This is a genomic window from Sphaerisporangium sp. NPDC051017, from assembly GCF_040683095.1.
Lineage (GTDB): Bacteria > Actinomycetota > Actinomycetes > Streptosporangiales > Streptosporangiaceae > Sphaerisporangium.
In genome coordinates, this window is record NZ_JBFBCI010000094.1 from 1 (window position 1) to 23,411 (window position 23,411).

The following is a 23,411-nucleotide window of genomic DNA, read 5'->3' on the forward strand; positions in this document are numbered from 1 at the left end:
AATACGCGTCCGCGGCGTATACTTGGGTACAGAACGCCAGCCGAAGTGTTCGTCGAGATGCTCTCCGAACTTGCTTCCACCGCTTGAGACCGCCGCAGTCGGTTCAGTTCATCGAGGCGAGAGTGGGCCCTGAGATCACCGCCAAAGCACGAGAGGTGATGCGACGACCGGTTTCCGCGCAGTTGCGATGGTTCAGAGAGAACATGAAGATCCTCGACGTGTGTGACGTCAAGCCGGTGGACGTGAAGTGAGCATCTTCCTCAAAGCGCGAAGAACGAAAGCCGTGACGGGGGTGATGATGTTGACCGTCGCCCTCGTGGCCGTACTGTCAGGGATGCAGATCCCCGCGCTCAACATTCTTGGGGGCGGCAAGTCGTACGTCCCCGTAGGAGTGCTCCTTCCTCTGCTCGGCGTGGCCGGCCTCGTCTCGTTCATGACCAACGTGCCGGGGGAACTGGAGATCACCGCCGTTCGCCCGGTGCAGTGGTACAACGCCATCGCGATTTCGGTCGCGGCCCTGTCAGTGCTCGTCATAGGCGCGTTGCTGGGGGTCTCTGGGCTGCAAGCGCATGCTTTCGCCGCCGCGAGGAACCTCGTCGGGTACATGGGTCTGGCCATGCTGGGACAGAAGTTGGTGGGAAGGCACGCGGCGATTCTGTTTCCGGTCGTCTTCGCGTTCGGCACCATGACCGCCGGGCGTCGGCCTGGTGGCCATCCCTGGCCCTGGGCGTGGCCTCTGTTCGAGTCGGAACACGTTCCCGCCGCGGTGGTGGCCGTCGCGGTCTTCCTCGTGGGACTCCTGGTCATGCTCTCCAGGGCGCGACCGGTACGACGGCCGAGGGACGTTTCATGACCGTCCAGGTCCGTATCCATGGGAGGACGCCGATCCGTCGGGGGTCGTAAGCGGAATTCCCTGTGGCCGGAGGCAGGCGCTCGGGAGGGACGGCGCGCACGCCTGCTGCACTCGGCGGGCGTGCGAGCCGTGTGTGCCGGTGGTCAGAAGCCGAAAGAGCGGCCGATGATCTCCTTCATGATCTCGGTGGTGCCGCCGTAGATCGTCTGGACGCGGGCGTCCATCCAGGCCTTCGCGACCGGGTACTCGGTCATGTAGCCGTAGCCGCCGTGCAGTTGCAGGCAGCGGTCGATCACCTTGTTCTGCAGTTCGGTCGTCCACCACTTCGCCTTGGCGGCGTCCACGACCGTCAACTCCTTGGCGTTCAGCGCGCGGATGCACTTGTCCACGTAGTGCCGCGCGATCTCCACCTCGGTCGACATCTCGGCGACGACGAACCGCGTGTTCTGGAACTTGCCGATGTTCCGGCCGAACGCCTGGCGCGTCTTGCAGTACTCGATCGTCGTCTCAAGCACCGACTCGGCCGCCGCCACGGCCGCCACGGCGATGGACAGCCGCTCCTGCGGCAGGTTGGCCATGAGCTGGAAGAAGCCGTGACCTTCCTCCTCGCCCAGCCGGTTGGCCACCGGGACGCGGACGTTCTCGAAGAACAGCTCGGCCGTGTCCTGGGCGTGCATGCCGATCTTCTCCAGGTTGCGGCCCCGGATGAACCCGTCCATGCCACGCTCGACCATGAGCAGCGTCGTGCCGCGCGCCCCCTCGTTCGGGTCGGTCTTGGCGACGACCACGACGAGGTCGGCGTTGATGCCGTTGGTGATGAACGTCTTCTGCCCGTTGACGAGGTAGTGGTCGCCGTCGCGGAGGGCCGTCGTGCGGATGCTCTGCAGGTCGCTGCCCGCGCCCGGCTCCGTCATCCCGATGGCCGTGATCAGCTCACCGGACACGAAGCCCGGCAGCCAGCGCTGCTTCTGTTCGTCGTTGGTCATGTCGACCAGGTAGGGCGCCATGATGTCGTTGTGCAGCCCGAACCCGAGGCCCGTCGCACCGAACCTGATGATCTCTTCGACGATGATGGCGTTGAACCGGAAGTCGCTGATGCCGGATCCGCCGTACTCCTCGGGCACCGCGAAGCCGAACATGCCGAGCTCTCCGGCTTTCTTCCAGACCTCGCGCGGGACGATGCCGTCCTTCTCCCACTGCTCGTGGTGGGGTGCGACCTCGCGCGTCATGAACTCGCGCACGGTGTCACGGAAGAGCAGATGCTCCTCCTCGAAGAGGTCTCTCTGCATTCACATCCTCCTAGGGGGTCACCCACTAGAATACAATTCTGTTCACGATGCGGACACCACCGCCCTCCTCAGGTGTGCGGGTGACGCCGAAGGGGGCGCGCACACGGGTGAGACGCCCCAGATGGGACTTCTCCACCGTGGCGCTGCTGATGGGGTACGGCACCGCGGCGGCCCTGGGTGGTCTCGGCGGCGACTTGATGCTGAGGCGCAGGCGTGCCGCGCAGCGTTCCGCCGCTCGGGGAAGCCTCGGGTGAGCGCCCCGGCGCCGTCAGGCGGCAGCAGCCGTGGCAGTGACGGTAACTGTGGTGGCGATGGCATGCCTGGCAACCATGGCATTTCCGGCAGCAGCGGTGGCGGTGGCCGCGCCCACGGTCACTGCGCCCGTGCCGGCCGCCGTCACGGTCAAGCCCTCCGCCAATCCACCCCTACCAGGGCGAAGATCCCCAAGATCGGCGTACGCGACCCTGTCCGCCTCTAGCCGAGGCTGACCGGCCGCTAGGAGGGCTACCGCGACCTTCCGCCACATGGTCGCTGATCACGATCGCGTCTCGGGGCCGCGTATTGAACGAAGTCACCGCGGGACGGTGCGGACCCAGCCGCGGTCGCCGTCCAGGAAACCGGCCATCGTCAGGCCCGCCTCGTTGAGCTGGGCCTCGAAATAGTCGTCGTCCTGGCGCTTGCTGAGGAAGGTCTGCGTCCACTTCCGGTCGCCGAGGTTGTACTCCGTGGTGGCGAGAAGCAGGCCGGGACCTGGGCGGCTGATGTTCGTCATGCGGATGTAGTTGCCCTCATCGGTGACCCGCTCGGCCTCCTGGACCGTGTCGTACCACTCGGGCGGCTGGCGCTGGAAGATCACGCAGCCGTCGGGGGCGACGTGCCGCCGGCAGGTGTGCATGAGGCTCAGGCGCAGCTCGTCGTCGGCCGTTTCAATCACGAAGGACATGAGCAGGACGACGTCGAACGTCCGGTCGAGCGCGAGGGACTCGATGGGGGAGCGGACCGTCTCGGCACCCTGGATGTGCGCGAGCATCTCGGGCGATTCGTCCACGGCGACCACCTCGTGCCCGAGAGCGAGGAGGCTGTGGGTGATCCGGCCCGCGCCCGCGCCGAGTTCCAGGATGGATGCCCCTTCGGGGATCGCCGCGTGGATGCGCTCCGGCTCGCCTCTGGGCTTCAGCGTGGCGTAGTAGTCGACCGAGCAGCCGTCGGGGGTGAGCGATCCTGGTCCGGTCCCGTGAGCCATCCTTTGTGAGGTCATGCCCACATCCTGCATGACGAGAAGTCCGGAATGGCGTATTCGTGTCTTGTCGCGGGACGACTCACGGCCGCCGGAGGCGGGTCGGCCGGCATGAAGGATTGAAAGCCGGAGTACGCCTGGACGTCATTACACCAGGAGTTTCAGGTTCCCGGCCGGACGGCTGGTCGGAGGCCACGCGGCGAGTTGGAACCAGACCGATTTTCCCTGGCGGTGCAGATTCCAGCCCCATTTGCAGGCCAGGGTCTCCACGATGGCGAGACCTCTGCCGGACGTTTCCATCGAGCCGGCCGTTCTCATGTGCGGGACGGCGATACAGGAGTCGTACACGTCCACCGTCATCAATGGCCCGTCGCGGCCGACGGAGATTCGCACGGAGCCGCGTCTGGGGACATTCAGTGCCCCGTGGACGAGCGCGTTCGTGACGACTTCTGAAGTGAGCAGTTCGGCGGCGTCCGGTACGTCGTCGGCCGCGCTCCAGTCGAGGGCGACGTCCCGGACGAAGCGGCGGGCTGATGCGATGCATTTCTCGTCTCCGGGTATCCACTTCTGCCCCAGGAGAGCTATGTCGCCGTCCTGTCCGATGCGGTGGTCGGCCGCTGCCATCTGAGTCGTCATCGCTCCTCTGATCTTGACTCGCTGTGTTGAATTCGCATGCCAAGAGTGCCGGACGGGGGCTACTCTCCGTAGGTGAACGATTACTGGTTCATAGCGTTGAACGTCAGGATCGGTTCCTTGAACTCCGGCGAACGGGGGCACGATGGCGGACAAGTACACACCTCAGGCCATCTGGGGCAGGGAGCTTCGTCACTACCGGCAGGTGGCCGGGCTCACCCAGGCGCAGCTCGCCCAGAAGATCCACTTCAGCGAATCCTTGATCAGCGGCATAGAGACCGGTCAGCTACCGGCCAGCCCCGAGTTCGCCCAGGCCTGCGACACCACCCTCAGCACCGGCGGAGCCCTCCACCGCCTCCTCGACTGGAGACGCGCGCAGGCTCTCCCGGCCTGGTTCGGCAAGTGGAGGGACAAGGAGCAGGTCGCCGTCACTCTGCGGACGTACGAGCCCCTGGTTATCCCAGGTCTGCTCCAGACAGAGCCTTATGCTCGGGCGCTCCTCAGCGACAGCGAGGAAAGTGTTGTGTCTCGCCTGGAGCGTCAAGCGATTCTCACGCGTAGCGACCCGAAACCGCCTAGGCTCCGAGCGGTCATCGATGAATTGGTGCTCCATCGACTGGTCGGTAGCGCGGATGTCATGCGTCAGCAGCTCGAACATCTTGCGGAGATTGCAGGGCCGGAGGTCAGCGTGCAGGTGGTTCCCCAAGGTTGTGTTCGCGCTGGTCTTCTGGCGGGGTTCGTCATCGCCACTATGGACGGCGGTGGCGAGGTAGCGTATCTAGAAACGGCTATTCGTGGTCTGACTACTTCTGATCAAGATGACGTGAGAGCCGCTCTGGAACTGTTCGAGGCCATACGCATAGATGCTCTGCCACTAGGCATGTCAGTAGAGCTAATCAAGAGAACAGCAGAGGAACGATGGACTTGAGTAAGGCGCAGTGGCGTAAGTCAAGTTACACAGGCAGCAACGGTGGTAACTGCGTGGAGATCGCGGAGCTGTGGCGTAGGTCAAGTCACAGTGGAAACAACGGTGGAAACTGTGTAGAGGTCGCCGAGATGTGGCACAAGTCCAGCCACAGTGGTAACAACGGAGGCGACTGCGTCGAGGTTTCGGCTCTCGATCGTGTGGCGGTTCGCGACTCCAAGAACCCGGACGGGCCGAAGCTGATCTTCGACCGGGCCGAGTGGGGCGCGTTCGTCCACGGCCTCAAGGCCGACGACTTCGGCGGCAGGTAGAAGGTCAGGGGCGACATAGCGGGCGGGCGTGGCTCTCCACCCGCTGGCTCCGTAGTGCAGGCCCCTTCCTCAAGGGCTTACGGCCCACGTCTATCTCGTGGTGACGTGCTGCCCGGGTCTGGCGGGCTTCCGTGACCGTGGGCAGCGTTAGGCCGTTGCTGTGGCGCGGCGCTGTCGTGTTGTTCTGAGGCGTGGCGGCGTTGTGTCGTTTCGTCGCTGACTTGGCGCCGCGCGTTGACGTCGTACGCGCTGCTGATCGCCTGCCCGGCGGGTGGGATGCCCAGTCGGCCGAGGTTCGCGTAGGTGTAGGTGGTGGCCGTCGAGCGTTCCTGGGCGGCCACGGGCGGGGCGGTGAAACATGGCGGCCGTCAGGCCCGGAAGCCGCCAGGAGCGCCAAGGTGGTTCGTCTTCGCATCATGTCTGCCCGGGGCGAAGACGATGTTCGCCCGATTGCGGGACGAAGATTCTTACGGAACGATTATGTCCGGTCCGGCATCATGAGTCACAGGAGTAACATCGTCGATCACGCACGGTGATTGTTCTTGAGGCGTCGGCGGATCTTACTAATTCAAGTTGATGTGCTGGGACCTCGTGACCTGCGGTTATCTGAGAACAGCATGAGAAGAGCCGTCAAAGCACAGCGAGGCGGGACGAACCCTCCGTAGGATCTCTATTGAACTGTGACCTGAGACTGGGATCCTGTTACGCCTAGCAAACCGGTCAACGCCGCTGAAATGGAGAGATACGTGCTGAAGTCGCAGGCACGCCGTCGCATCGCCACCAGAGCAGCAATAGCCGGAGTGCTAGGTACAGGGGTCGTCTTCGGCGCCGGTCCTGCGTTCAGCGCCTTTGTCGGCCCCAGTCCTGTCACGTACACCTGCAGCACGGGCACTACTGGCACGGGTGCCACGGCCACTTACAACTTCCAGGTATCACTGGACGGCCCGCTGACGACTCCGTCCCCCAGTTCGACGGTGACATTGACGTGGGTCATCTCCCAGCCCACTCCGACGGCGACTCCCAGCTTTACGGCACCGGCAGCGATTCCGACCGATGAGGGGGTCGTCATCGATGGCGAGCTGGTCGCCAGCGGTCCTCCACTTGGGGCTGCCACGGTGACCCCGAAGCCGACGACGACCTACACCCCCCTGGCTACCGTGTCCGCCGGCTCGGCCATGCCGCTTCCGACGATGACCGCCACGTTGGTGCCGACGGCGGTGGGGACGTTCACCGTCAAGCCAGGGAAGTTCAACTTGAAGGTCGGCACGACTGGCGCCACTTACTCGTGTGCTCCGGCGACACCGGCCACGCCCGCCAGCGCGACGGCACTTCCGTTGACCGTGGTCGTGGCTTCTCCCAGCGCGTCCGCTTCCAACACGCCGTCGACCACTCCCTCGGACACGCCGACGCCGACGCCGACTCCCACGCCTACGACGACCTCGCCGAAGCCGACCCACACCGTCTACGAGACCGTCACCAAGAAGCCGACCGACCAGGTCACCAAGAAGCCTGCCGGTGGTGCGGCGACCGGTGGTGGTGGGGACGCGGGGCCGGATGGGCGGGTGCTCGTCGCCGTCGGTATGGTGCTCGTCGTCGGGGCCGGGATGGGCGGTCTGGTGATCCGCCGTCGGCGTCCGAACCGGGGCTGATCGGAGTCCCGCGTGACGACACCTCCCGAATACCCCACTCCTGACGAGAGTGGTGCGTACCCGCACGCCTACCCCGGCGACGCGGGCGCCCAGGGCGTACCGGGATATCCACAGCCTGTGCAGGGCCCGGCGTACATGCCGCAGGTCTACTACCAGTACCCCGGCCAGCCCGCGCCGGGGGACCCGTGGGGACACCACGGTCAGCAGGGGCAGCGGAGCGATCGCAGCCAGGTCATGCGCGGCGTGCTCATCCTCGCCGCCGTGGCGGGCGTGGTGACGGTGGTGGTCGGGCTGCTGTTCATGGTCAACGCGCCCGACGAGTACGGGCTGGCCAACAGCCGTACACCGCTGAAGTTGCAGGCCCAGCCGCCGGCCGAGCTGGCCCCGTCGGTCGGTCCGGGCGGTCTGGGCCAGCCGCTGACGCAGGCCGTGCCCTCGGCCCCGCCGCCCGTGCCGTCGCTGCCGCCCGCGCCGGCGATGCAGCCGTCCAGCCCGAAGCGGCTGGTCATCAAGAAGCTGGGCATCAACGCGCCGATCAAGCCGGTGGGGACGGACAAGCAAGGGGCGATCGAGACTCCGCCCATCAACAACCCCAACCTGGTCGGCTGGTACCGGTACGGGCCGACGCCGGGCCAGGCAGGGCCGGCGGTGATGCTCGGCCACAAGGACACCACCTCGCGCACGGCCGTGTTCAGCCGTCTGCACGAGATGCAGTACGGCGACACGATCGAGGTCACGCGGATGGACGGGACGGTGGCCATCTTCACCGTCGGTGGCATCGAGCAGGCGGACAAGCAGACGTTCCCGACGAACCGGGTGTACGGCAACGCCGACGCGGCGGAGCTGCGGCTGATCACGTGCGGCGGCACGTACAACCGCGTGACCGGCCACTACGTGGACAACGTGATCGTGTACGCGCGGATGACCAGCACGAGGAAGGCGTCCGCGTCGACGTCCTCTCGTTCGCTGGGTTCGTCCACGGCGACCGGGCGCTGACGCCGACCATCCCAAACCCATTAAGCCCGATCGCCGCGGTTGTCGGGCTCAAGGCCTGGATGCTCTGGCAGGTCCTTACCTTCCCCCTCGCGCGCATCCTGATCCTCCGGCCCGGCGGCATGAGGCGGTATGAGCGGGCGTGAGCAGGCGCGAGGGGCGTGAGCGGGAGGGCGTGGCCGGTCGTGGAGGATTATTCTGTTATACGCTCGGAAGTACCGAACAATGCTCGGTTTCTAGGTGGGACGGAACCCAGGAGGGCACTGTGGCAGAGGCGTACATCGTCGGGGCGGTCCGTACCCCGGTAGGCAAGAAGAAGGGCGGCCTGTCCACCGTTCACCCCACCGACCTGGCCGCGCGGACGCTGAAGGCCCTGGTCGAGCGCACCGGCATCGACCCGGCCGCGGTGGACGACGTGATCATGGGCTGTGTCATGCAGTTCGGCCCGCAGACGATGGACATCGCCCGCAACGCGTGGCTTTCGGCGGGACTCCCGGAGAGCGTGCCCGGCGTCACCATCGACCGGCAGTGCGGCTCGTCCCAGCAGTCGATCCACTTCGCCGCCCAGGGCGTCCTGTCCGGTACGCAGGACCTGGTGGTCGCCGCCGGCGTCGAGTCGATGAGCATCGTCCCCCTGGGGTCGACCGTCACCGCCGCGCTGGAGAAGGGCATGCCGTTCCCGTTCGGGGACATGTGGGTCGAGCGCTACGGCAAGCAGGAGATCTCGCAGTTCCGCGGCGCGGAGCTGATGTGCGAGAAGTGGGGCCTCACACGCGACGAGCTTGAGCGGTACGCGTACGAGAGCCACCAGCGGGCCGCCAAGGCGGTCGCCAACGGGTACTTCAAGGAGCAGATCGTCCCGGTCAACGGGGTCGAGGACGACGAGGGGCCTCGGGCGGACACCACGCTGGAGAAGATGGCCGGGCTGAAGACGCTGCGCGAGGGCGGTGTGATCACCGCCGCCACGTCCTCGCAGATCTCCGACGGCTCGGGCGCCGTGCTGGTCGCCTCGGAGCAGGCGGTCCGTGACCACGGGCTCACGCCCCGGGCGCGCATCGTCACCCTCGCGCTCACCGGCGACGACCCTGTCTACATGCTGACCGCGCCGATCCCGGCCACGCGGCGGGCGTTGCAGCGGGCCGGGCTGTCGATCGACGACATCGACGTCATCGAGATCAACGAGGCGTTCGCGCCGGTCCCGCTGGCGTGGCTCAAGGAGATCGGCGCCAACCCGGCCAGGACGAACCCGAACGGCGGCGCCATCGCGCTCGGCCATCCGCTCGGCGGCACCGGCGCGATCCTGATGACCAAGCTGCTGCACGAGCTGGAGCGGACCGGCGGCCGGTACGGGCTGCAGACCATGTGCGAGGGCGGCGGCCAGGCGAACGTCACCATCATCGAACGCCTCTGATCCGGCGGCGGGCGGCCGTCTCTCGTGCACGGCGGCCACGGGCACGCTGAGGTCGTCCCGGGGCGCGAAGGCCGCGCGTCCGTCACCGGGACGCGGTGCGCAGGGCGGGGAGGACCTGCTCGGCCAGCAGCTCGGCCTGACGCCGATGGTCCGGGCCGGTGGGCGTGAAGTTGAACGACGTGAAGCCCGTCCCGGCGAGGCGCTCGGCGACCTCCTGGGCCGGGCCCGCGACGACGCCCGGATCGTCGCTCGCGGGCCCGCCGACCCGGAACGACACGTTGTAGACGCAGGTGACATCGGCCGGATCGCGTCCGGCGCCGGCCGCGGCTCTCACGATGCGCTCGCGCATGGCCTTGGCCTGTTCGGGCGGGGCGAAGCCCAGTGAGGGGATCCAGCCGTCGGCGAGCCGTCCCGTCGCGTCCAGGGCCCGGGGGCCGTACGTGCCGAGCCAGATGGGGATCGGGGTCCGCGGCTTGGGCTCCAGGTCCGCGGCCTCGACGTGGTAGCGCGGCCCCGCGTACGTGAAGCCGGGGCGCGACCACAGGCCGTGCAGGATGGTGATCGCGTCCACCATGCCATCGACCTTCTCGCGCGGGGACGGCACGCCGAGGCCGAACGCGCGGAACTCCTCGTCGGAGTAGCCGCCGCCGAGGCCGAGGATCAACCGGCCGCCGGAGAGGCGGTGCAGCGTCTCGGCCATCTTGGCGATCATCGCGGGCGGCCGGTAGGGGACGCCGAGCACGCGAGTGGCGACGCGGACGCGGGAGGTCGCCGCGGCGATCCACGTCAGCATGGTCCACACCTCGTGGGTCGGGGCGGTGCCGCAGGGGTGGTCGGAGGTCGACACGAAGTCGAAGCCGAGGTCCTCGGCGTGCCGGGCGTCCCCGATCGGGTCGGCTCCGGGGGCCGCCGAGGGGCTGACGCTCAGCCCGAACAGTGGTGTGCTCATCGGTTCCCGTCCTGGTCCGCGCGGAGACCCCCGCGCTTGTTTACATGTAACCGAAAAGCTAGGCGGCCGATTGGTTACATGTCAACCAAAGCCCTATGCTGGGAGGATGGACGCCGAGCCGCGCTGGCTGACCGACGCCGAGCAACGGGCCTGGATGGGCTACCGTCGCATGCGCCTGCTGCTGGACGCCGAGGTCACGCGCGACCTGCTGCGCGACTCCGAGCTGTCCGCGCCCGACTACGACGTGCTGTCCACGCTGTCGTCCAAAGAGGGGCGGCGCTGGCGGCTGAGCCGGCTCGCCGAGCGGATGCTGTGGTCCAAGAGCCGCCTGTCGCGGCACATCGCCCGCATGGAGCAGCGCGGGCTGGTCACCCGTGAGGAATGCGCCACGGACGCGCGCGGCGCCATGATCGTCCTCACCAAGGCCGGGGTGCGGGCCATCGAGGACGCCGCGCCCGACCACGTCGAGTCTGTACGACGGCATTTCGTCGACCTGCTCACCCCGGAGCAGCTCGACCAGTTCGCGGCGATCGCCGAGACCGTCCTCGCCCACCTGTCCGACCGGGCCGGCGAGCCCTCACCCGAGGACCGGGACGAACCCCGATGAACGAGAAGGGCGGCGCTCCGCCCTCGCCCGACCGCGGATAGGGGGCCGCGTTCGAGGGCGAGGGCGGGGCACCGCCGTCACAGGGCCGCCCCGGGGGTGGGGTGGTCCTGTCCTGAGCCGGTCAGCGACCCTTCGGCTGGCGGCGGGGCGGCACGCGCCGTACGGGCACGCGCGGCACCGGAACGCGCCGCGGGGCCGGGGGCTGGCGCCGGCCGGGCTGTGGAGTAGGGCCCGGCTGGGCGCCGCGCTGGGATACCGGCTGGGGGAAAGATCGGGCACGCATGGGCGTCTCCTTACAGATGACTCGACGCGGCAGGGATGTTCACGCCGCTCGGAGCTGACTCAGCCACCGCGTCTGGACGGACGGGGATCAGAAAGCCGAGTGCCTGCGGACCGGTCGTCTAGGGGACCGGCCGCCGCCATCAGTAAGTGAAGATGCGCATGCCATGACGGTACGAGGGCGGACGGATCGGTCGCAACTGATTTATCGGGCGCCCGATCCGGCCCGGTCTGCCTCGGTGGTGAGTCAACTACGTGGCCGAGCATCTGGGCGTGGACGAGCCGTCCTGTATCAAGCAGTACTCCGAGCGGCTGCGTGCCGCCCGGCCGCGTCCGGGAGCAATACGCTGCCGGCATGGGAATCGACACGGCTCCGAGCATTCCTCCTTCCGCCGACGGCCTGCGGGAGGCGATGGTGGACACGCTGCGTGGTTGGGGAGGGGTGCGGACGGCGTCGGTGGAGGCCGCGATGCGTGCCGTGCCGAGACATCTGTTCGTGCCCGAGGTGTCGCCGGAGCGGGCCTACGGGCCGGAATCGGTGGTCACGTTTCGGGATGAGGACGGCATCGCGATCAGCTCGGCGTCCGGGCCCGGTGTGGTCGCGGCGATGCTGGAGCAGCTGGAGGTCCGGCCCGGGCATCGGGTGCTGGAGATCGGCGCGGGGACCGGCTACAACGCCGCCTGCCTGGCCGAGCTCACCGGTCCGTCCGGCCGGGTGACCACGGTCGACATCGGAGGGGAGATCGTGGCCGGCGCCCGGCGCGGCCTGGCGGTGGCGGGTTACGAAGATGTCCGGGTCGTGCACGGCGACGGCACCGACGGAGTCCCCGAGCACGCGCCCTATGACCGGATCATTGTGACCGCGGGGGCGTGGGACGTGCCGCCGTCGTGGCGGGAGCAGTTGGCGCCGGGCGGCCGTCTGGTCGTCCCGCTACGGATGCGCGGTGTGACCCGCGCGGTGGCGTTGGAACTCGACGGCGACGTGTGGCGAAGCGTGTCGATCGAGGAATGCGGGTTCATGCCGATGCGGGGGCCGGATGCCGTTGAGGAGCTGAACCTGGAGTTGCCCCCCGAAAGCGGGGTGCGGATCCGCGTCGATGACGGCAGGCCGGTCGATGTGACCGCGCTCGGGGCCGCGCTCGCGATGCCGCCGGTCCTGGCCTGGTCGGGGGCGGTGGTGCCGTGGAAGCCGCTGGTGCACCTGGATTTCTGGCTGGCAGGCGCGTCCGCGGAGGTCTGCCGAATCATCGTGCTCAGCCGTGCGCGGGAGGCGGGCCTGGTCGAACCCCTCTACTCCTGGGGCAGCATGGGCTGCTACACCCCCGACACGTTCTCCTACCTGATCCGGCGCCCCGCCCCGGGCGAAGGCGGTCAGGAGATGGTCGAGCTGGGAGCGTGCGCCTACGGGCCCGACGGGGATCGGCTTGCCGCCCGGGTAGCAGACCGGATCCGGGCATGGGACCACGTCGGCGACGCACGGGCCGGGCTACGGGTCGAGATCCACCCCGAGGGCAGCGCCGGCCTCCGGGCGATGATCACGGCGGACAAGCGGCACAGCAGGGTCTTCGTCATCACCGAGCCCGCTTGACCGGGGAGCGCTCCCGGAAACGGCGCTCCTGCACGCCCGCCTGGCCCGAGTGGATCCCGTCTTCGAAGTCGCGGCCCACGCCCATTGGACGGCCGCCGCGACCCACGGCCCGCGCAGCGCCAATCCCGGAGTGTTCGCCACACCCGGCGGCATGGCTGCGTCCCTCATCCTCGCCGAGGGCTACCTCAACGACCCAGAACCACAGCGGCCCGCCGTACGACAAGCTGTTCGCTGGCTGTCCGCCCAAGCCGTCGCCAAGGCCTCCGCCCACCAGGATCGTCGCCGCCATGCCCCGTCCGCACCCTCCTGGGCGCTCTACGACGCCATCAGGTCTACCCGAGGCCTCAGCGATCCCCGCGCGATGGGACGCCGTTCTCCTTCTCTCGTGAAGTGCGTTGCACGCGAACAACTCGGCCGCGCTCATCAACGCCGGCGTCTCCTTCGAGGCCGTCCGCCAAAGGGTCGGCCACGCCTCCACCGGACCCCGTCCCGCTCTGTTGCGGCTGGCGATGTAAAGAAAACTAGACACGGTGTCGGTGTTGCTTTACATTCGAGGTATGGCATCAGAAGAGAAGAGCGCGTGGATCATGGGATTGGTCGCGATAGTCGCCTATGCGGTCTACCTCGTGATCGTCCTGGGACGGGCGGGTCATACCCCGCTGGCCGAGGTGCCCTACATGGCGCCGATGCTGTGGAGCATCGGGGGCGCCATCCTGGCGAACATCGTGCTGCGCATCGCCGCCGCGGCCGCCTCGCCGAGGGACGCCGGGAAGAAGGACCAGCGCGACCGCGAGATCTACCGGTTCGGCGAGCACATCGGCCAGTCGGCCATCGTCATCGGCGCACTCGGGGCGCTGCTCATGGCGATGGCCGACTGGGACCGGTTCTGGATCGCCAACGTGATCTATCTGTCGTTCGTCCTGTCGGCGGTCCTCGGGTCCGTGGCCAAGGTCGCCGCGTACCGCTGGGGCTTCCAGCCGTGGTGAAGCCGACCAGGGTCACGAACGCGATCAGGGCCCTGCGGTTCGCGCACAGCGAGATGACGCAGGCCGAGCTGGCGGACCGCATCGGCGTGACCCGCCAGACCGTGATCGCGATCGAGCAGGGCCGCTACTCGCCCTCGCTGGAGGTGGCGTTCCAGATCGCCCGCGTGTTCAAGGTGCCGCTCGACGAGGTGTTCCAGTACCCGGACAGTGAAGGGGAGGGGCCGTGAAGGCCATCATGCAGGACAGGTACGGAAGCGAAGACGTCCTGAAATTGCAGGACATCGAGAAGCCGACGGCCGGGGACGACGACGTGCTCGTCCAGGTGCGGGCCGCGGGCGTCGACCAGGGGGTGTGGCACCTGATGACGGGCCTGCCCTACCCGGTTCGCCTGGCGGGCTATGGCGTCCGCAGGCCCAAGTTCCGCGTCCGCGGGCGCGACGTCGCGGGCGTCGTGGAGGCGGTCGGCAAGAACGTGACCGGGCTGCGGCCGGGCGACGAGGTGTACGGCACCTGTGACGGCTCCTTCGCCGAGTACGCACTCAGCCGTTCCGGCAGGCTCGCGCCGAAGCCGGCGAACCTGACCTTCGAGCAGGCGGCGGCCGTGCCCTCGTCCGCCTGCGCCGCCCTCAAGGGACTTCGCGACGCGGGGCGGGTGAAGGCGGGGCAGAACGTGCTGATCACGGGTGCCGGGGGAGGCGTCGGGACGTACGCCGTGCAGATCGCCAAGGCCTTCGGCGCGCGGGTCACCGGCGTGTGCGGCACGGCGAAGGTCGACCTCGTCCGGTCGATCGGCGCCGACGACGTCATCGACTACACCCGCGAGGACTTCGCCGCCCGGGCGCGCGGCTTCGATCTCATCCTCGACATCGCGGGCCTGCGCTCGCTGGCGGTCCTGCGGCGCGCGCTCACGCCCCGGGGGACGCTCGTCATCGCCGGAGGCGAAGGGGGAGGGCGCTGGCTCGGCGGCACCCAACGGCAGCTCCAGGTCCTCGCGCTGTCGCCGTTCGTCCGGCACGACCTGCGCCCGCTGATGTCGTCCGAGAGCACCGAGGATCTTCAGGTCCTGACGGGCCTCATCGAGTCCGGGAAGGTCACCCCGGTCGTCGACCGGACGTACCCCCTGGACGAGGCCCCCGACGCCATCCGCCACCTGCGGGCCGGCCGCGCCCGGGGCAAGTTCGTCGTCACCGTGTGACACCCGGAAGGGTCAGCGGGCCGCGAGGTCCGGGATCTCCACCCGCACGACCGTTCCCTGCCCGGGCAGGGAACGCAGGGTCGCCTGACCGCCGTGGGCGGTCGCGATGGCCTGGACGATCGCCAGGCCGAGGCCGGTGCCATCCCCGTCGCCGTTCGAGGCGTGGTGGAAGCGGTCGAACGCGCGGGCGACGTTCTCGGGCGACATGCCCGGCCCGTCGTCGCCCACCTCCAGCACCACCGGCGGCTCCAGCCGTACGGTCACCGCCGTGCCGGGCGGGGTGTGGACGCGGACGTTGGCCAGCAGGTTGACCATCACCTGCCGCATCCTGGCCTCGTCCACGACCGCGACCAGCTTGTCCGGCGCCGACAGCGTCACCGGACGCTCGGGGTTCAAAGCGGTGAAATCGTCAACCACGTCCATCGCCACGCCCGTCAGATCGACCGGCTCCACGGTGAGCGGCGCGCCCTTGTCCAGCCGGGCCAGCTCCAGCAGCTCCGAGACCAGGCGGGCCATGCGCGTCGCCTCGTCCTCGATCCGGCGCATGACCTGCCGCACCTCGCCTGCGGGGATCGCGCCCTGGCGGTAGAGCTCCGCGTACCCGGAGATCGTCGTCAGCGGGTTGCGCAGCTCGTGGGAGGCGTCGACGGCGAACCGGCGGACCCGTTCCTCCGACGCCCAGCGGGCCGCGAACGCGTCCTGGATGCGGGTGAGCATCACGTTGATGACCGAACCGAGGTGCCCGGCCTCGGACTTCCCCTCCGGCATGCGGGCCGACAGGTCGCCCCCCTCGGCCACCAGCCGGGCGGTCGTCGCCATCCGCGACAGCGGGGCGAGGCCCTTGCCGATCAGCGACCTGCCGAGCAGTGCGAGCAGCACCATCAGCACGGCCCCGGTGGCCAACTCGGTCACGACGAGCTGGCTGATCGAGTCCGTGACCTCGTCCAGGGGGACCGCGAAGACGGCCACCCGGTTGCCGGCCGCCATGCGGGACGCCGCCGCGCGTAAGCGCTCGCTGAGCGCGAAGGGCTTGCCGGTGTCCGCCAGCGCGCGCAGCTTCGCCGCGCCGAGCGCCTCCAGCATCGCGGGGACCTGTGAGGCATCCTTGTCGTCGCCCGACACCAGCCGCCCGCGGTTCGTCGTGAGGTTCAGCACGGCCACCGCGTACGTCGGGCTGGAGTTGACCAGCGCGACCCCGCTCGCCCGGTTGAGCCGGTCGGCGGACAGTTTGGCGGCGGCGGCCAGCGACGCGTCCGTACGGTCGATCAGGTGGCCGCGCAGCACGAGGACGCTGACGACCGACAGCACGACCAGGCCCACGAGCGTGACCGAGAGCAGGCCGGCGAGGAGGCGTCCTCTGAGCGTCATCACGATGCCATAGTGCCTGGTATCGGGTACTGCGAGGTGAATTGACCGTACACGTGCGTGGGCGCGCGGCTCAGGCGTCCTGCGCGGGGCGCAGCGCGTAGCCGACGCCGCGCTGGGTGTGGATCAGCGACGGCCCCAGCGGATCCAGCTTGCGGCGCAGGTAGGAGATATAGGTCTCGACCACCTGGGACTGGGTGCCGAAGCCCCACACGTGCTCCAGAAGCTGGGCTTTGGTGAGCACCTGACCGGGGTGGCGCATGAGGAAGGCCAGCAGCCGGAACTCGGTGGGCGACAGCTCCACGAGCGTGCCGCCGCGCCGTACCTCCCACCGCGCCTCGTCCAACTCCAGGTCGGCCACGGTCAGCACCGCCTGGTCCGCCGTGGACAGCCCGTGGTCCTCGGACGCGCGTCGCCCGCGCCGCAGCACGGCCCGCGCCCGCGCCACCAGCGCCTCCACCGAGAACGGCTTGGTGACGTAGTCGTCACCGCCGAGCGTCAGGCCGTGCACGGTGTCCGCGGGGGTGTCGCGCGCGGTCAGGAAGATGACCGGGACGTCGTCCCCGCCCGCGCGCAGCCGCCGGCACAGCTCGAAACCATCCAGATCGGGCAGCATGACGTCCAGCACCAGAAGATCGGGGGCGCCGGACGTCGCCAGCTCCAGCGCCTCGTACCCGCGCGAGGCGCTCACCACCTCGAACCCGTGGAAACGCAGTGCCATGCCCACGAGGTCACGGATGTTGCGCTCGTCGTCCACGACGAGGACGCGGGGTTTGCTCGACTGGTCGCTCATGCGGGCTCGGGTCACTCCTTGGGGCGTTCGGGAGCCACTACTCCCTGCGCGGTCCGGGCGTCGTGTCTGCGGCTTCGTCTGCGGCTTCGTCTGTGGCGGGACGCTGGTCCTGGCCCTCGACGAGGGCGACGGCCTCGGCGGCGTCGGGGAGTCGGCGGCGAGCGGTTCGTACGGGACGCCTGTGGAGGCGTCGGCGCCCCCGCCCAGTGCCCCCACCGCTGACGCGCCCGCTGCGGCCCCGGTGATGAGCACCTTCGATGCCATTCTCATGCGGACAGGTCACAGGACCGGGCTAGGAGAAGCGCGAGGAAACCCTGTGATATCGCCGAGAGGCCGGGCGCGGCTTCGTCAGCGCGGGACGCGGGCCACGCAGAAGACGGTCTGGCCGAACGGCGGGCGGATGAACCGCTCGATGAAGCGGGTCGTCGGGACGACCGTGCGGTCGTAGATCTTGACCAGCCGAGGGTCCGGGTAGCCGACGCCGCCGCGGCGGACGGCCGCCCACCAGGCGATGCCGCCGAGGAAGTTGATGGGCTTGAGGACCTCGGCCTTCAGCCCGGCCTTGGCGACCGTTTGCCCCAGCGTCTTGGGGGTGTAGCGGGTGACGTGGCCCACCTTGCGGTCGAAGTCCCCATAAAGCTGCATGTAGCCGGGCACCCAGATGATGATGCGCCCGCCCGGCTCGGTCACCTTCGCCAGCGACCGCAGCGCCTCGGCGTCCTCCTCGATGTGTTCGAGGACGTTCATCATCACGACCGTGTCCACCGGCTTGGCCAGCGGGATCTCGGTCGGCAGGCCGAACCGCAGCACCTCGATGTCGTCGCGCCCGTCGAACCGCTTCTCGAGCTGCTCGACGCAGTAGGGGTCGAAGTCGCTCACCACGAGTCGGTCCAGGCGCGGAAGGAACTGCTCGGCGAAGTGGCCGAGGCCCGAGCCGATCTCCAGCATGGACCTGCCGACGTGCGGGGCGACCATGTCGAACTCGTACCGCCGGTAGTTCTTGGCCTCGTCGCCACCGAGGTGGTTCTCCAAGGCCTCGTCGCCGGCCGCCGGTTGTACCACGCGGTCATACCCAGACATGCGTCCCGTCCAGCTTCGCTCACTCGAAGACCGCGGCCCCTGCGGGGACCACGGTCACGGATGGCCTCCGAGTCTAGCGGCCCGGCTCCGCGAGGGTTCCCCGTTCCCCGGGAGCCCGGGCGGAAACGGTTCACGACGGAGTACGCCGATCCTTTGCGCGCGCGGGGGAAGGAAACTACCTTTTCTCGCGGAACGATCAGCCGAGGAGCCCCCCGACGGACGACGATGAGGCGATAACCCGGTCACTGGCCGGGGACCTCGCCGCCTACGAGGTGCTGGTCACGCGCTACAGTGCGGTGGCCCACCGTACCGCCGCGCTGCTCGGCGCCGGCGACGAGGCCGAGGACGCCGTCCAGGAGGCCTTCGTCAAGGCGTTCCGGTTCCTGTCGGGCTTCCGGCGGGACGCCGCGTTCAAGCCGTGGCTGCTGCGGATCGTCGCCAACGAGACCCACGACCTGACCCGCTCGCGGGGGCGCCGCGCCGACCTCGTCCTGAGGATCGGCGTCGAGCCGGAGACGCGCGCGCCCGACGACCCCGAGGGCGTCGCCATCGCCGGCGACCGGCGCACCCGGCTGCTCGACGCCGTACGGGCCCTGCCAGAACGGGAACGCCAGGCGGTGGTCTGCAGGTATTTCCTACAGCTGTCGGAGGCCGAGACGGCGGAGGTCCTCGGGTGGCCGCTCGGCACGGTCAAGTCCCGGACGTTCCGGGGGCTCGGCAAGCTGCGGAAGGAGGTGGGCCATGAACTCTCCTGACGACCTGGAGTCCGAACTCCGCGCACTCGGCGAGGCGCTCGCCGTCCCCGAGCCGCAGCCGTCCGACGTGGCCCACACCGTCCGCGCCCGCCTGGAAGCCCTCAGAGGCGGGTCCGGCGTGGCGGAGCCTTCCGGTGACGCGGACCGGCGAGACGGCGCGCGGCCCGGTGACGTGCTTCCCGGTGACACGCGGCGGGGGTCGTCCGGGCCGGGCCGGAGATCGCGACGGCGGCCCCGGTGGCGCTGGGTCGGCGCGGGCGTGGCCGTGGTCGTGGCCGTCCTGGCCGGGCTCACCCCGCAGGGGCAGGCCGCCGTGGGGCACATCCTGCGCTTCGCGGGCATCGAGGTGCACATCGGCGAGCAGCCGGGGCCGCTGCCCAGCGGCGTGCCCAGCCCCCTGCCCGGCGAGCGGCGGGTCACCCTGGACGAGGCCCACCGGATGGTGAAATTCCCCTTCTCGGTGCCGACGGCGCTGGGCGAGCCGGACGACGTCCGGGTCGGCGACGGCGGCCGGGTGGTGTCCCTCTTCTGGCCCGGGCTCCGGCTGGACGCCTACCACGGCCTGCTCAGGCCCGCCTGGCGCAAGGACCTCGGCGGCCCGTTCCCGGAACAGGTCGTGGTCGGCACGTCCGAGGGCTGGTGGATCTCCAGCCCCCACCAGGTGACGTACCTGCCCTCGGACGGCGGGGAACGTGTGATGCCCCGCCGCGCCGAGCCCACCCTGATCTGGCAACGCGGCCTGACGGGCTACCGCCTGGAAGGCGCCGCGGACGTCGCCGAAGCCCGGAGACTCGCCGAATCCGTCCGCTGACGCCCGGGGCTCCTGGGTTTCTACCGGCCCGGGGGCGGCGGAGGTTCGGTGGGGCCGGTCTGCGGGGGTTGGGTACCGCGAGGCGGGCGGCTCGAGATCGGGGGCGGCGGAGGCGCGGTCGGGCCGGACTGCGGGGGACGCTTGACCGTCGGCTCGGGGGCCGGTTTCTTCGTGGGCTTCGGCGTCCGCGGGGCGCTCGTGGTGCGAGGGGGCGGCGCGGAGGACGCCGCGGGCGGCGGCGGTGGCAGGGCCGTGCGCCGAGGGGCCGGGGTCTCGCGGGGAGGTTTCGGCGTGACGACCGCGCCGGGCGGGGGTGGCGGTGACTCCACACCCAGGGAGACCCGCGTCGGGGACGCGCTCGGGGCGCCGGGCACGTCGCCGGTGTCGTCCGGGGCGCCCGTGCCGCCCGCGAAGCCGTCCGAGGACCGTACCGCGGCGGGGGTGTTCGGGCCGCCGGAGGAGTCCGGCCACGCGAACCAGATGCCCGCGCCGGCCGCCAGCAACAGGACCAGGCCGATGACGATGCCGCCGCGGCGCCGGTCCTGACCCAGACGCCTCCAGACGGGCTCCTCGTCCTCCTCGTCGTCGTCCATATCGAGCGAGGTGTCCCAGGTGCGCCACCGGTCGTCTCCCGAACGTCCGCCCGCTGAATCTTTGGCGTACGGCGGACGACGCCGCGGTGGCTCGTCCCAGTTGTCAGGCACGGTGCTCTCGTCTCCGGGGCGGGGATGGACGTCGTCGCTGGTGCGGGGGGGCGGTCATTGGTCGCTACATGAGCATTCATGTGGGGGTTAAGACCGCGGGGCGGTCAACAGAGTATAGAAGTTTGTTATGTAACAAAAGTGATATGAGAAGCTGGCGCGTCCTCCCGTATATTTCTGACTGCTTTGCTAGCGCCAGATTTATCATTTGCAACTATGTCAGGAGAGCTGAGTCCCGTGCCGAGGAGGGATGATCCCGCCGCCCTGGAGCGGCTCTGCCGTGAATACGGAGATCATCTCTACGACTACTGCCAGTCCCTGCTGGATGACGACGACGCTCTTTCGGCGACCGTGGGAGCCCTTCACGGGGCCGTCGCCCACACCGACCGGCTGTACGACGCCACCCGCCTGCGCGCCTGGATGTACGCCCTGGCCAGGGCGGAGTGCCAATCGAGGCTCGCCGGCGTGGCCCACACCGGCTCGTACGCCCGTCAGGGCCGCGGGGGATCGCCCGAGCTCGGGGTCGAGGTGCTCGCCTGCCTCGAACCCCGCGAACGCGAGATCCTCGACCTGACGCTGCGCCACGGGCTCAAGTCCGACGAGGTCGCCAGAGTCCTGGACATCTCGGTCGACGCGGTCGAGTCCGCGGCCCGCCTGGGTAGGAAGCACGCCGAGCAGTGGCTGGCCGCCGTCATGGACGCGCGCGGCGCCACCCCGCGCTGCTCCGTGCTGCCGGGCCTGGTGAAGTCGTGGGCCGAGTCGCCGACGCGCCTGCTGCGCGCCCACATCACCCGGCACGTCCGCTCCTGCAAGGAGTGCGACGGCGCGAAGTCCGGGGTCACGATCACGGCGCTCATGACGCGCATGCCCATCCTGGCGAGCCCGGCGCCGTACGAGCGGCTGTTCTCCGGCGCCGACACGTCCTTCACCGCCGCCGAGACCCGCACCGAGAGCTGGCACCCCGACGGCTTCCCGGTCCAGCCGGACGCCCTGGAGGACCCGCCCCCACCCGAGGCCCCCCTGACGGTCGAGGAGGGCTTCACGCCCGAGCGGACCGACGGCGCCAAGCCCGCCGCCCCCGAGTTCTGGGAACCCGACCCGGACGCCGACGACCCCGAGAGCCGCATCCGCTGGGGTCGCGTGTCCCTCGTGACCCTGGTATCGGTCGCCTCGGCGGGCGCCATCTGGTCGATGGTGTTCGCCCCCAGCGGCGGCGCACCGACGGTCGACGTCAAGGCCGCGGGCGACACGATCGTCGTCCAGCCCGGCGAGTCGTTACCCCCTCTGGTCGACTCGCCGCCGCCCCCGCCTCCGGGCGGCACCATCGGGCCCGTCCACAGGAGCGCTCTGCCGTCCGCCTCCGGCGTCGCCCGCCAACCCGGCGTGGCGCAGCCGACGTCCTCGGTGCCGATGGCGTCGCCCCCGTCGAGTCGCTCCCACCGGTCGGCGAGCCCCACGGCCAAGCCCCGGCAGTCCGACCCGCCCGCCGGGAACGACGCGCCCAACGACCCGCCGCCTCCGCCGAAGCAGACCTCCAAGCCGACCGAGAAGCCGACGTCGGCCCCGAAGCAGAGCTCGCAGCCGCAGACGAGGCAGACCACCGCTCCTCCGCCCCCGCCGCCGCCTCCTCCGCCCCCGCCGTCCGTCGCGGCGTCGACGACCTCGCTCAACGTGAGCACCGACCGGGGAGGGTCGGTCACCATGCGTTCGCAGCACGGGGCCATCTCCTGGCAGGCGAGTGGTCAGAACCTCAGCATGGCGCAGTCGAGCGGCACGATCTCCGACGGCCAGAGCGACACCCTCCAGTTCACCATCGCCGCGCCGAACGACCCGGACACCTGCGGCAGAGAACAGACCACCACGCTGTCGATCTCGTGGTCCGGAGACAACAAAGGCACCAAAGGCTCCGGCAGCGTCGGGGTGAAGATCACGTACGTGAAGCCCTGCGTCGTAGTGCGCTAGCTAACGAGGAGAGACCGCGAATGCCCCGACTTCGCAGACGCGAATGGATCATCGCGCTCATAGCGGTGCTGTTCACGCTGACCATAGGCATCCCCACGGGCATGGCCCTGGCCGATCCCGCCCAGCCCCAGGGCGTGAACAACCAGTGCGACGACATCCTCGGCAGCGGGACCCCCGAGTTCATGTACTGCTCGTGGATGGCCGAGACGCCCACCGACGCGCTGAGGGTCCTGAACTACTGGAACTTCAACGACGGCCAGCGGCTCAAGGAGGCCGTCCCGTACCCGGGCCCCGTCCTGTTCTGCAAGGACAAGAACAACAAGGGCCCCGGCATGCAGGGCTGCGCCGACAAGGACCAGGTGCTGTGCAAGTACGACCAGAGCGCCGGCAAGTACCTGTGCAAGGACACCGAGGGCAGGCCCACGAACCCGCCCGCCAAGGCCTGCCTGGGCGGTGAGTTCGACTGCACCCGCGGCAACGGCTCCACCTCGTCGGGAGAGGCGAACGGCACCCCCGCGCCGAACGCGTCCGGCCCGGCGCAGACCGGCGTCGACCCGAGCGCGGGACCGCTCGACCCCAACGCGGCGCCGAGCGCCGATCCCTCGGCGCAGCCGGACGGCAACCCCCAGTTCGCCACGCCGGACGCCGGCCGGCCGGACGTCCAGGTCGACCAGCAGGACCAGCAGGCCCCCCAGGACCAGCAGGTCGACAACCAGCAGGTCGACCAGCAGCAGACCCGGCAGCAGACCGAGCCGCAGGGGCAGCCCGAGCGGACGCAGCCGACCACGCCCGCCGACCCCGAGCCGACCGCCTCGGCGGCCCCGAGGCAGCAGCAGACCACCCCGAACAGGCAGGTGCTGACGCCTCCGGACGACGCGACCGGCCAGGCAGCCGCCGCGGCCGTCAAGCTGGGCATGCGCGTGTGGATCGAGAGCGAGCTGGCCCCGGCCTGGACCGCGGGCAAGGACCAGTTCGACGCCGCGGTCGCCACCCTGGCCGCGCAGGCGAGCAGGCCCGGCGTCGTGGGCGTGAAGTTCGC

25 protein-coding genes are annotated in these 23,411 nt (G+C 69.6%); 17 read left to right on the top strand and 8 right to left on the bottom strand.

The window, feature by feature from the left end; translation table 11 throughout:
* Together AB0M95_RS38555 and AB0M95_RS38560 are read left to right on the top strand one after the other, a co-directional pair.
* Positions 1-251, top strand: a 251-nt coding sequence (locus AB0M95_RS38555) for a hypothetical protein (protein WP_363775969.1), incomplete at its 5' end; no start/stop codon positions are given.
* The gene (locus AB0M95_RS38560) at positions 248-853 is read left to right on the top strand and encodes a hypothetical protein (protein WP_363775972.1); all 606 of its coding nucleotides are present in this window, start codon (positions 248-250) and stop codon (positions 851-853) included. The genes AB0M95_RS38555 and AB0M95_RS38560, both read left to right, overlap by 4 nt.
* Positions 854-996: 143 nt before the next feature.
* Here the strand turns inward: AB0M95_RS38560 and AB0M95_RS38565 are convergent, their stop codons facing one another.
* Complete coding sequence (locus AB0M95_RS38565; protein WP_363775975.1) at positions 997-2,142, bottom strand: acyl-CoA dehydrogenase family protein; 1,146 nt, start codon at positions 2,140-2,142, stop codon at positions 997-999.
* A 107-nt stretch (positions 2,143-2,249) separates the two neighbouring features.
* Between AB0M95_RS38565 and AB0M95_RS38570 the strand changes: the two genes are divergently transcribed.
* The gene (locus tag AB0M95_RS38570) at positions 2,250-2,396 is read left to right on the top strand and encodes a hypothetical protein (RefSeq protein WP_363775978.1); all 147 of its coding nucleotides are present in this window, start codon (positions 2,250-2,252) and stop codon (positions 2,394-2,396) included.
* Between the two features lie 317 nt (positions 2,397-2,713).
* Here AB0M95_RS38570 and AB0M95_RS38575 read toward each other — a convergent pair whose 3' ends face one another.
* Together AB0M95_RS38575 and AB0M95_RS38580 are read right to left on the bottom strand one after the other, a co-directional pair.
* Positions 2,714-3,400: a class I SAM-dependent methyltransferase gene (locus tag AB0M95_RS38575; RefSeq protein WP_363775981.1), complete on the bottom strand. Its 687-nt coding sequence runs from the start codon at positions 3,398-3,400 to the stop codon at positions 2,714-2,716.
* 126 nt (positions 3,401-3,526) lie between these two features.
* Positions 3,527-4,003, bottom strand: a complete 477-nt coding sequence (locus tag AB0M95_RS38580; RefSeq protein ID WP_363775984.1) for an ATP-binding protein — start codon at positions 4,001-4,003, stop codon at positions 3,527-3,529.
* Between the two features lie 154 nt (positions 4,004-4,157).
* On the opposite strand from AB0M95_RS38580, the gene AB0M95_RS38585 reads away from it, so the two are divergent.
* From AB0M95_RS38585 to AB0M95_RS38605, 5 genes are all read left to right on the top strand, one after another.
* Complete coding sequence (locus AB0M95_RS38585) at positions 4,158-4,940, top strand: helix-turn-helix transcriptional regulator (RefSeq protein ID WP_358525617.1); 783 nt, start codon at positions 4,158-4,160, stop codon at positions 4,938-4,940.
* The gene (locus AB0M95_RS38590; protein ID WP_358525615.1) at positions 4,931-5,248 is read left to right on the top strand and encodes a DUF397 domain-containing protein; all 318 of its coding nucleotides are present in this window, start codon (positions 4,931-4,933) and stop codon (positions 5,246-5,248) included. Before AB0M95_RS38585 ends, AB0M95_RS38590 begins: the two co-directional genes overlap by 10 nt.
* Positions 5,249-6,363: 1,115 nt before the next feature.
* Entirely contained in the window at positions 6,364-6,897 is a 534-nt protein-coding gene (locus AB0M95_RS38595) for a hypothetical protein (RefSeq protein ID WP_363775987.1), read from the top strand.
* A 12-nt stretch (positions 6,898-6,909) separates the two neighbouring features.
* Positions 6,910-7,893 carry a class F sortase gene (locus AB0M95_RS38600; protein WP_363775990.1) on the top strand — a complete coding sequence of 328 codons (984 nt, stop codon included), beginning with the start codon at positions 6,910-6,912 and terminating at the stop codon, positions 7,891-7,893.
* 262 nt (positions 7,894-8,155) lie between these two features.
* Entirely contained in the window at positions 8,156-9,301 is a 1,146-nt protein-coding gene (locus AB0M95_RS38605) for an acetyl-CoA C-acetyltransferase (protein ID WP_363775993.1), read from the top strand.
* An 82-nt stretch (positions 9,302-9,383) separates the two neighbouring features.
* On the opposite strand, the gene AB0M95_RS38610 is transcribed toward AB0M95_RS38605, so the two are convergent.
* Complete coding sequence (locus tag AB0M95_RS38610; protein ID WP_363775996.1) at positions 9,384-10,250, bottom strand: LLM class flavin-dependent oxidoreductase; 867 nt, start codon at positions 10,248-10,250, stop codon at positions 9,384-9,386.
* Positions 10,251-10,356: 106 nt separating this feature from the next.
* Between AB0M95_RS38610 and AB0M95_RS38615 the strand changes: the two genes are divergently transcribed.
* From AB0M95_RS38615 to AB0M95_RS38635, 5 genes are all read left to right on the top strand, one after another.
* Entirely contained in the window at positions 10,357-10,857 is a 501-nt protein-coding gene (locus AB0M95_RS38615) for a MarR family transcriptional regulator (protein WP_358525605.1), read from the top strand.
* 634 nt (positions 10,858-11,491) lie between these two features.
* Positions 11,492-12,724, top strand: a complete 1,233-nt coding sequence (gene fxlM, locus AB0M95_RS38620) for a methyltransferase, FxLD system (RefSeq protein WP_363776000.1) — start codon at positions 11,492-11,494, stop codon at positions 12,722-12,724.
* 557 nt (positions 12,725-13,281) lie between these two features.
* Positions 13,282-13,710 (top strand): hypothetical protein, encoded by a 429-nt coding sequence (locus AB0M95_RS38625; RefSeq protein WP_363776003.1) that lies wholly within the window; start codon positions 13,282-13,284, stop codon positions 13,708-13,710.
* A complete protein-coding gene (locus AB0M95_RS38630) occupies positions 13,704-13,937 on the top strand; it encodes a helix-turn-helix transcriptional regulator (RefSeq protein ID WP_363776006.1) in 234 nt (77 codons plus the stop codon). The genes AB0M95_RS38625 and AB0M95_RS38630 overlap by 7 nt, the downstream gene beginning before the upstream one ends.
* On the top strand, positions 13,934-14,905 hold the full coding sequence (locus AB0M95_RS38635; RefSeq protein WP_363776009.1) for an NAD(P)-dependent alcohol dehydrogenase: 972 nt from the start codon (positions 13,934-13,936) through the stop codon (positions 14,903-14,905). Before AB0M95_RS38630 ends, AB0M95_RS38635 begins: the two co-directional genes overlap by 4 nt.
* Before the next feature lie 12 nt (positions 14,906-14,917).
* Here the strand turns inward: AB0M95_RS38635 and AB0M95_RS38640 are convergent, their stop codons facing one another.
* The 3 genes from AB0M95_RS38640 to AB0M95_RS38650 all read right to left on the bottom strand — a co-directional run bounded on the left by AB0M95_RS38640 (position 14,918) and on the right by AB0M95_RS38650 (position 18,143).
* The gene (locus tag AB0M95_RS38640) at positions 14,918-16,273 is read right to left on the bottom strand and encodes a HAMP domain-containing sensor histidine kinase (RefSeq protein WP_363776027.1); all 1,356 of its coding nucleotides are present in this window, start codon (positions 16,271-16,273) and stop codon (positions 14,918-14,920) included.
* Between the two features lie 70 nt (positions 16,274-16,343).
* A complete protein-coding gene (locus tag AB0M95_RS38645) occupies positions 16,344-17,063 on the bottom strand; it encodes a response regulator transcription factor (RefSeq protein ID WP_358525593.1) in 720 nt (239 codons plus the stop codon).
* A 348-nt stretch (positions 17,064-17,411) separates the two neighbouring features.
* On the bottom strand, positions 17,412-18,143 hold the full coding sequence (locus AB0M95_RS38650; protein ID WP_358525591.1) for a class I SAM-dependent methyltransferase: 732 nt from the start codon (positions 18,141-18,143) through the stop codon (positions 17,412-17,414).
* Positions 18,144-18,415: 272 nt separating this feature from the next.
* Between AB0M95_RS38650 and AB0M95_RS38655 the strand changes: the two genes are divergently transcribed.
* Positions 18,416-18,898, top strand: coding sequence for an RNA polymerase sigma factor (locus AB0M95_RS38655; protein ID WP_363776012.1), 483 nt, complete (start codon positions 18,416-18,418; stop codon positions 18,896-18,898).
* Positions 18,885-19,709, top strand: a complete 825-nt coding sequence (locus tag AB0M95_RS38660) for a hypothetical protein (RefSeq protein ID WP_363776015.1) — start codon at positions 18,885-18,887, stop codon at positions 19,707-19,709. The genes AB0M95_RS38655 and AB0M95_RS38660 overlap by 14 nt, the downstream gene beginning before the upstream one ends.
* A 20-nt stretch (positions 19,710-19,729) precedes the next feature.
* Here the strand turns inward: AB0M95_RS38660 and AB0M95_RS38665 are convergent, their stop codons facing one another.
* Positions 19,730-20,413, bottom strand: a complete 684-nt coding sequence (locus AB0M95_RS38665) for a hypothetical protein (protein ID WP_363776018.1) — start codon at positions 20,411-20,413, stop codon at positions 19,730-19,732.
* Positions 20,414-20,626: 213 nt separating this feature from the next.
* Between AB0M95_RS38665 and AB0M95_RS38670 the strand changes: the two genes are divergently transcribed.
* Together AB0M95_RS38670 and AB0M95_RS38675 are read left to right on the top strand one after the other, a co-directional pair.
* The gene (locus AB0M95_RS38670) at positions 20,627-22,372 is read left to right on the top strand and encodes a sigma-70 family RNA polymerase sigma factor (protein ID WP_363776021.1); all 1,746 of its coding nucleotides are present in this window, start codon (positions 20,627-20,629) and stop codon (positions 22,370-22,372) included.
* Between the two features lie 20 nt (positions 22,373-22,392).
* The coding region (locus AB0M95_RS38675) for a hypothetical protein (RefSeq protein WP_363776024.1) at positions 22,393-23,411 on the top strand (1,019 nt) is incomplete at its 3' end.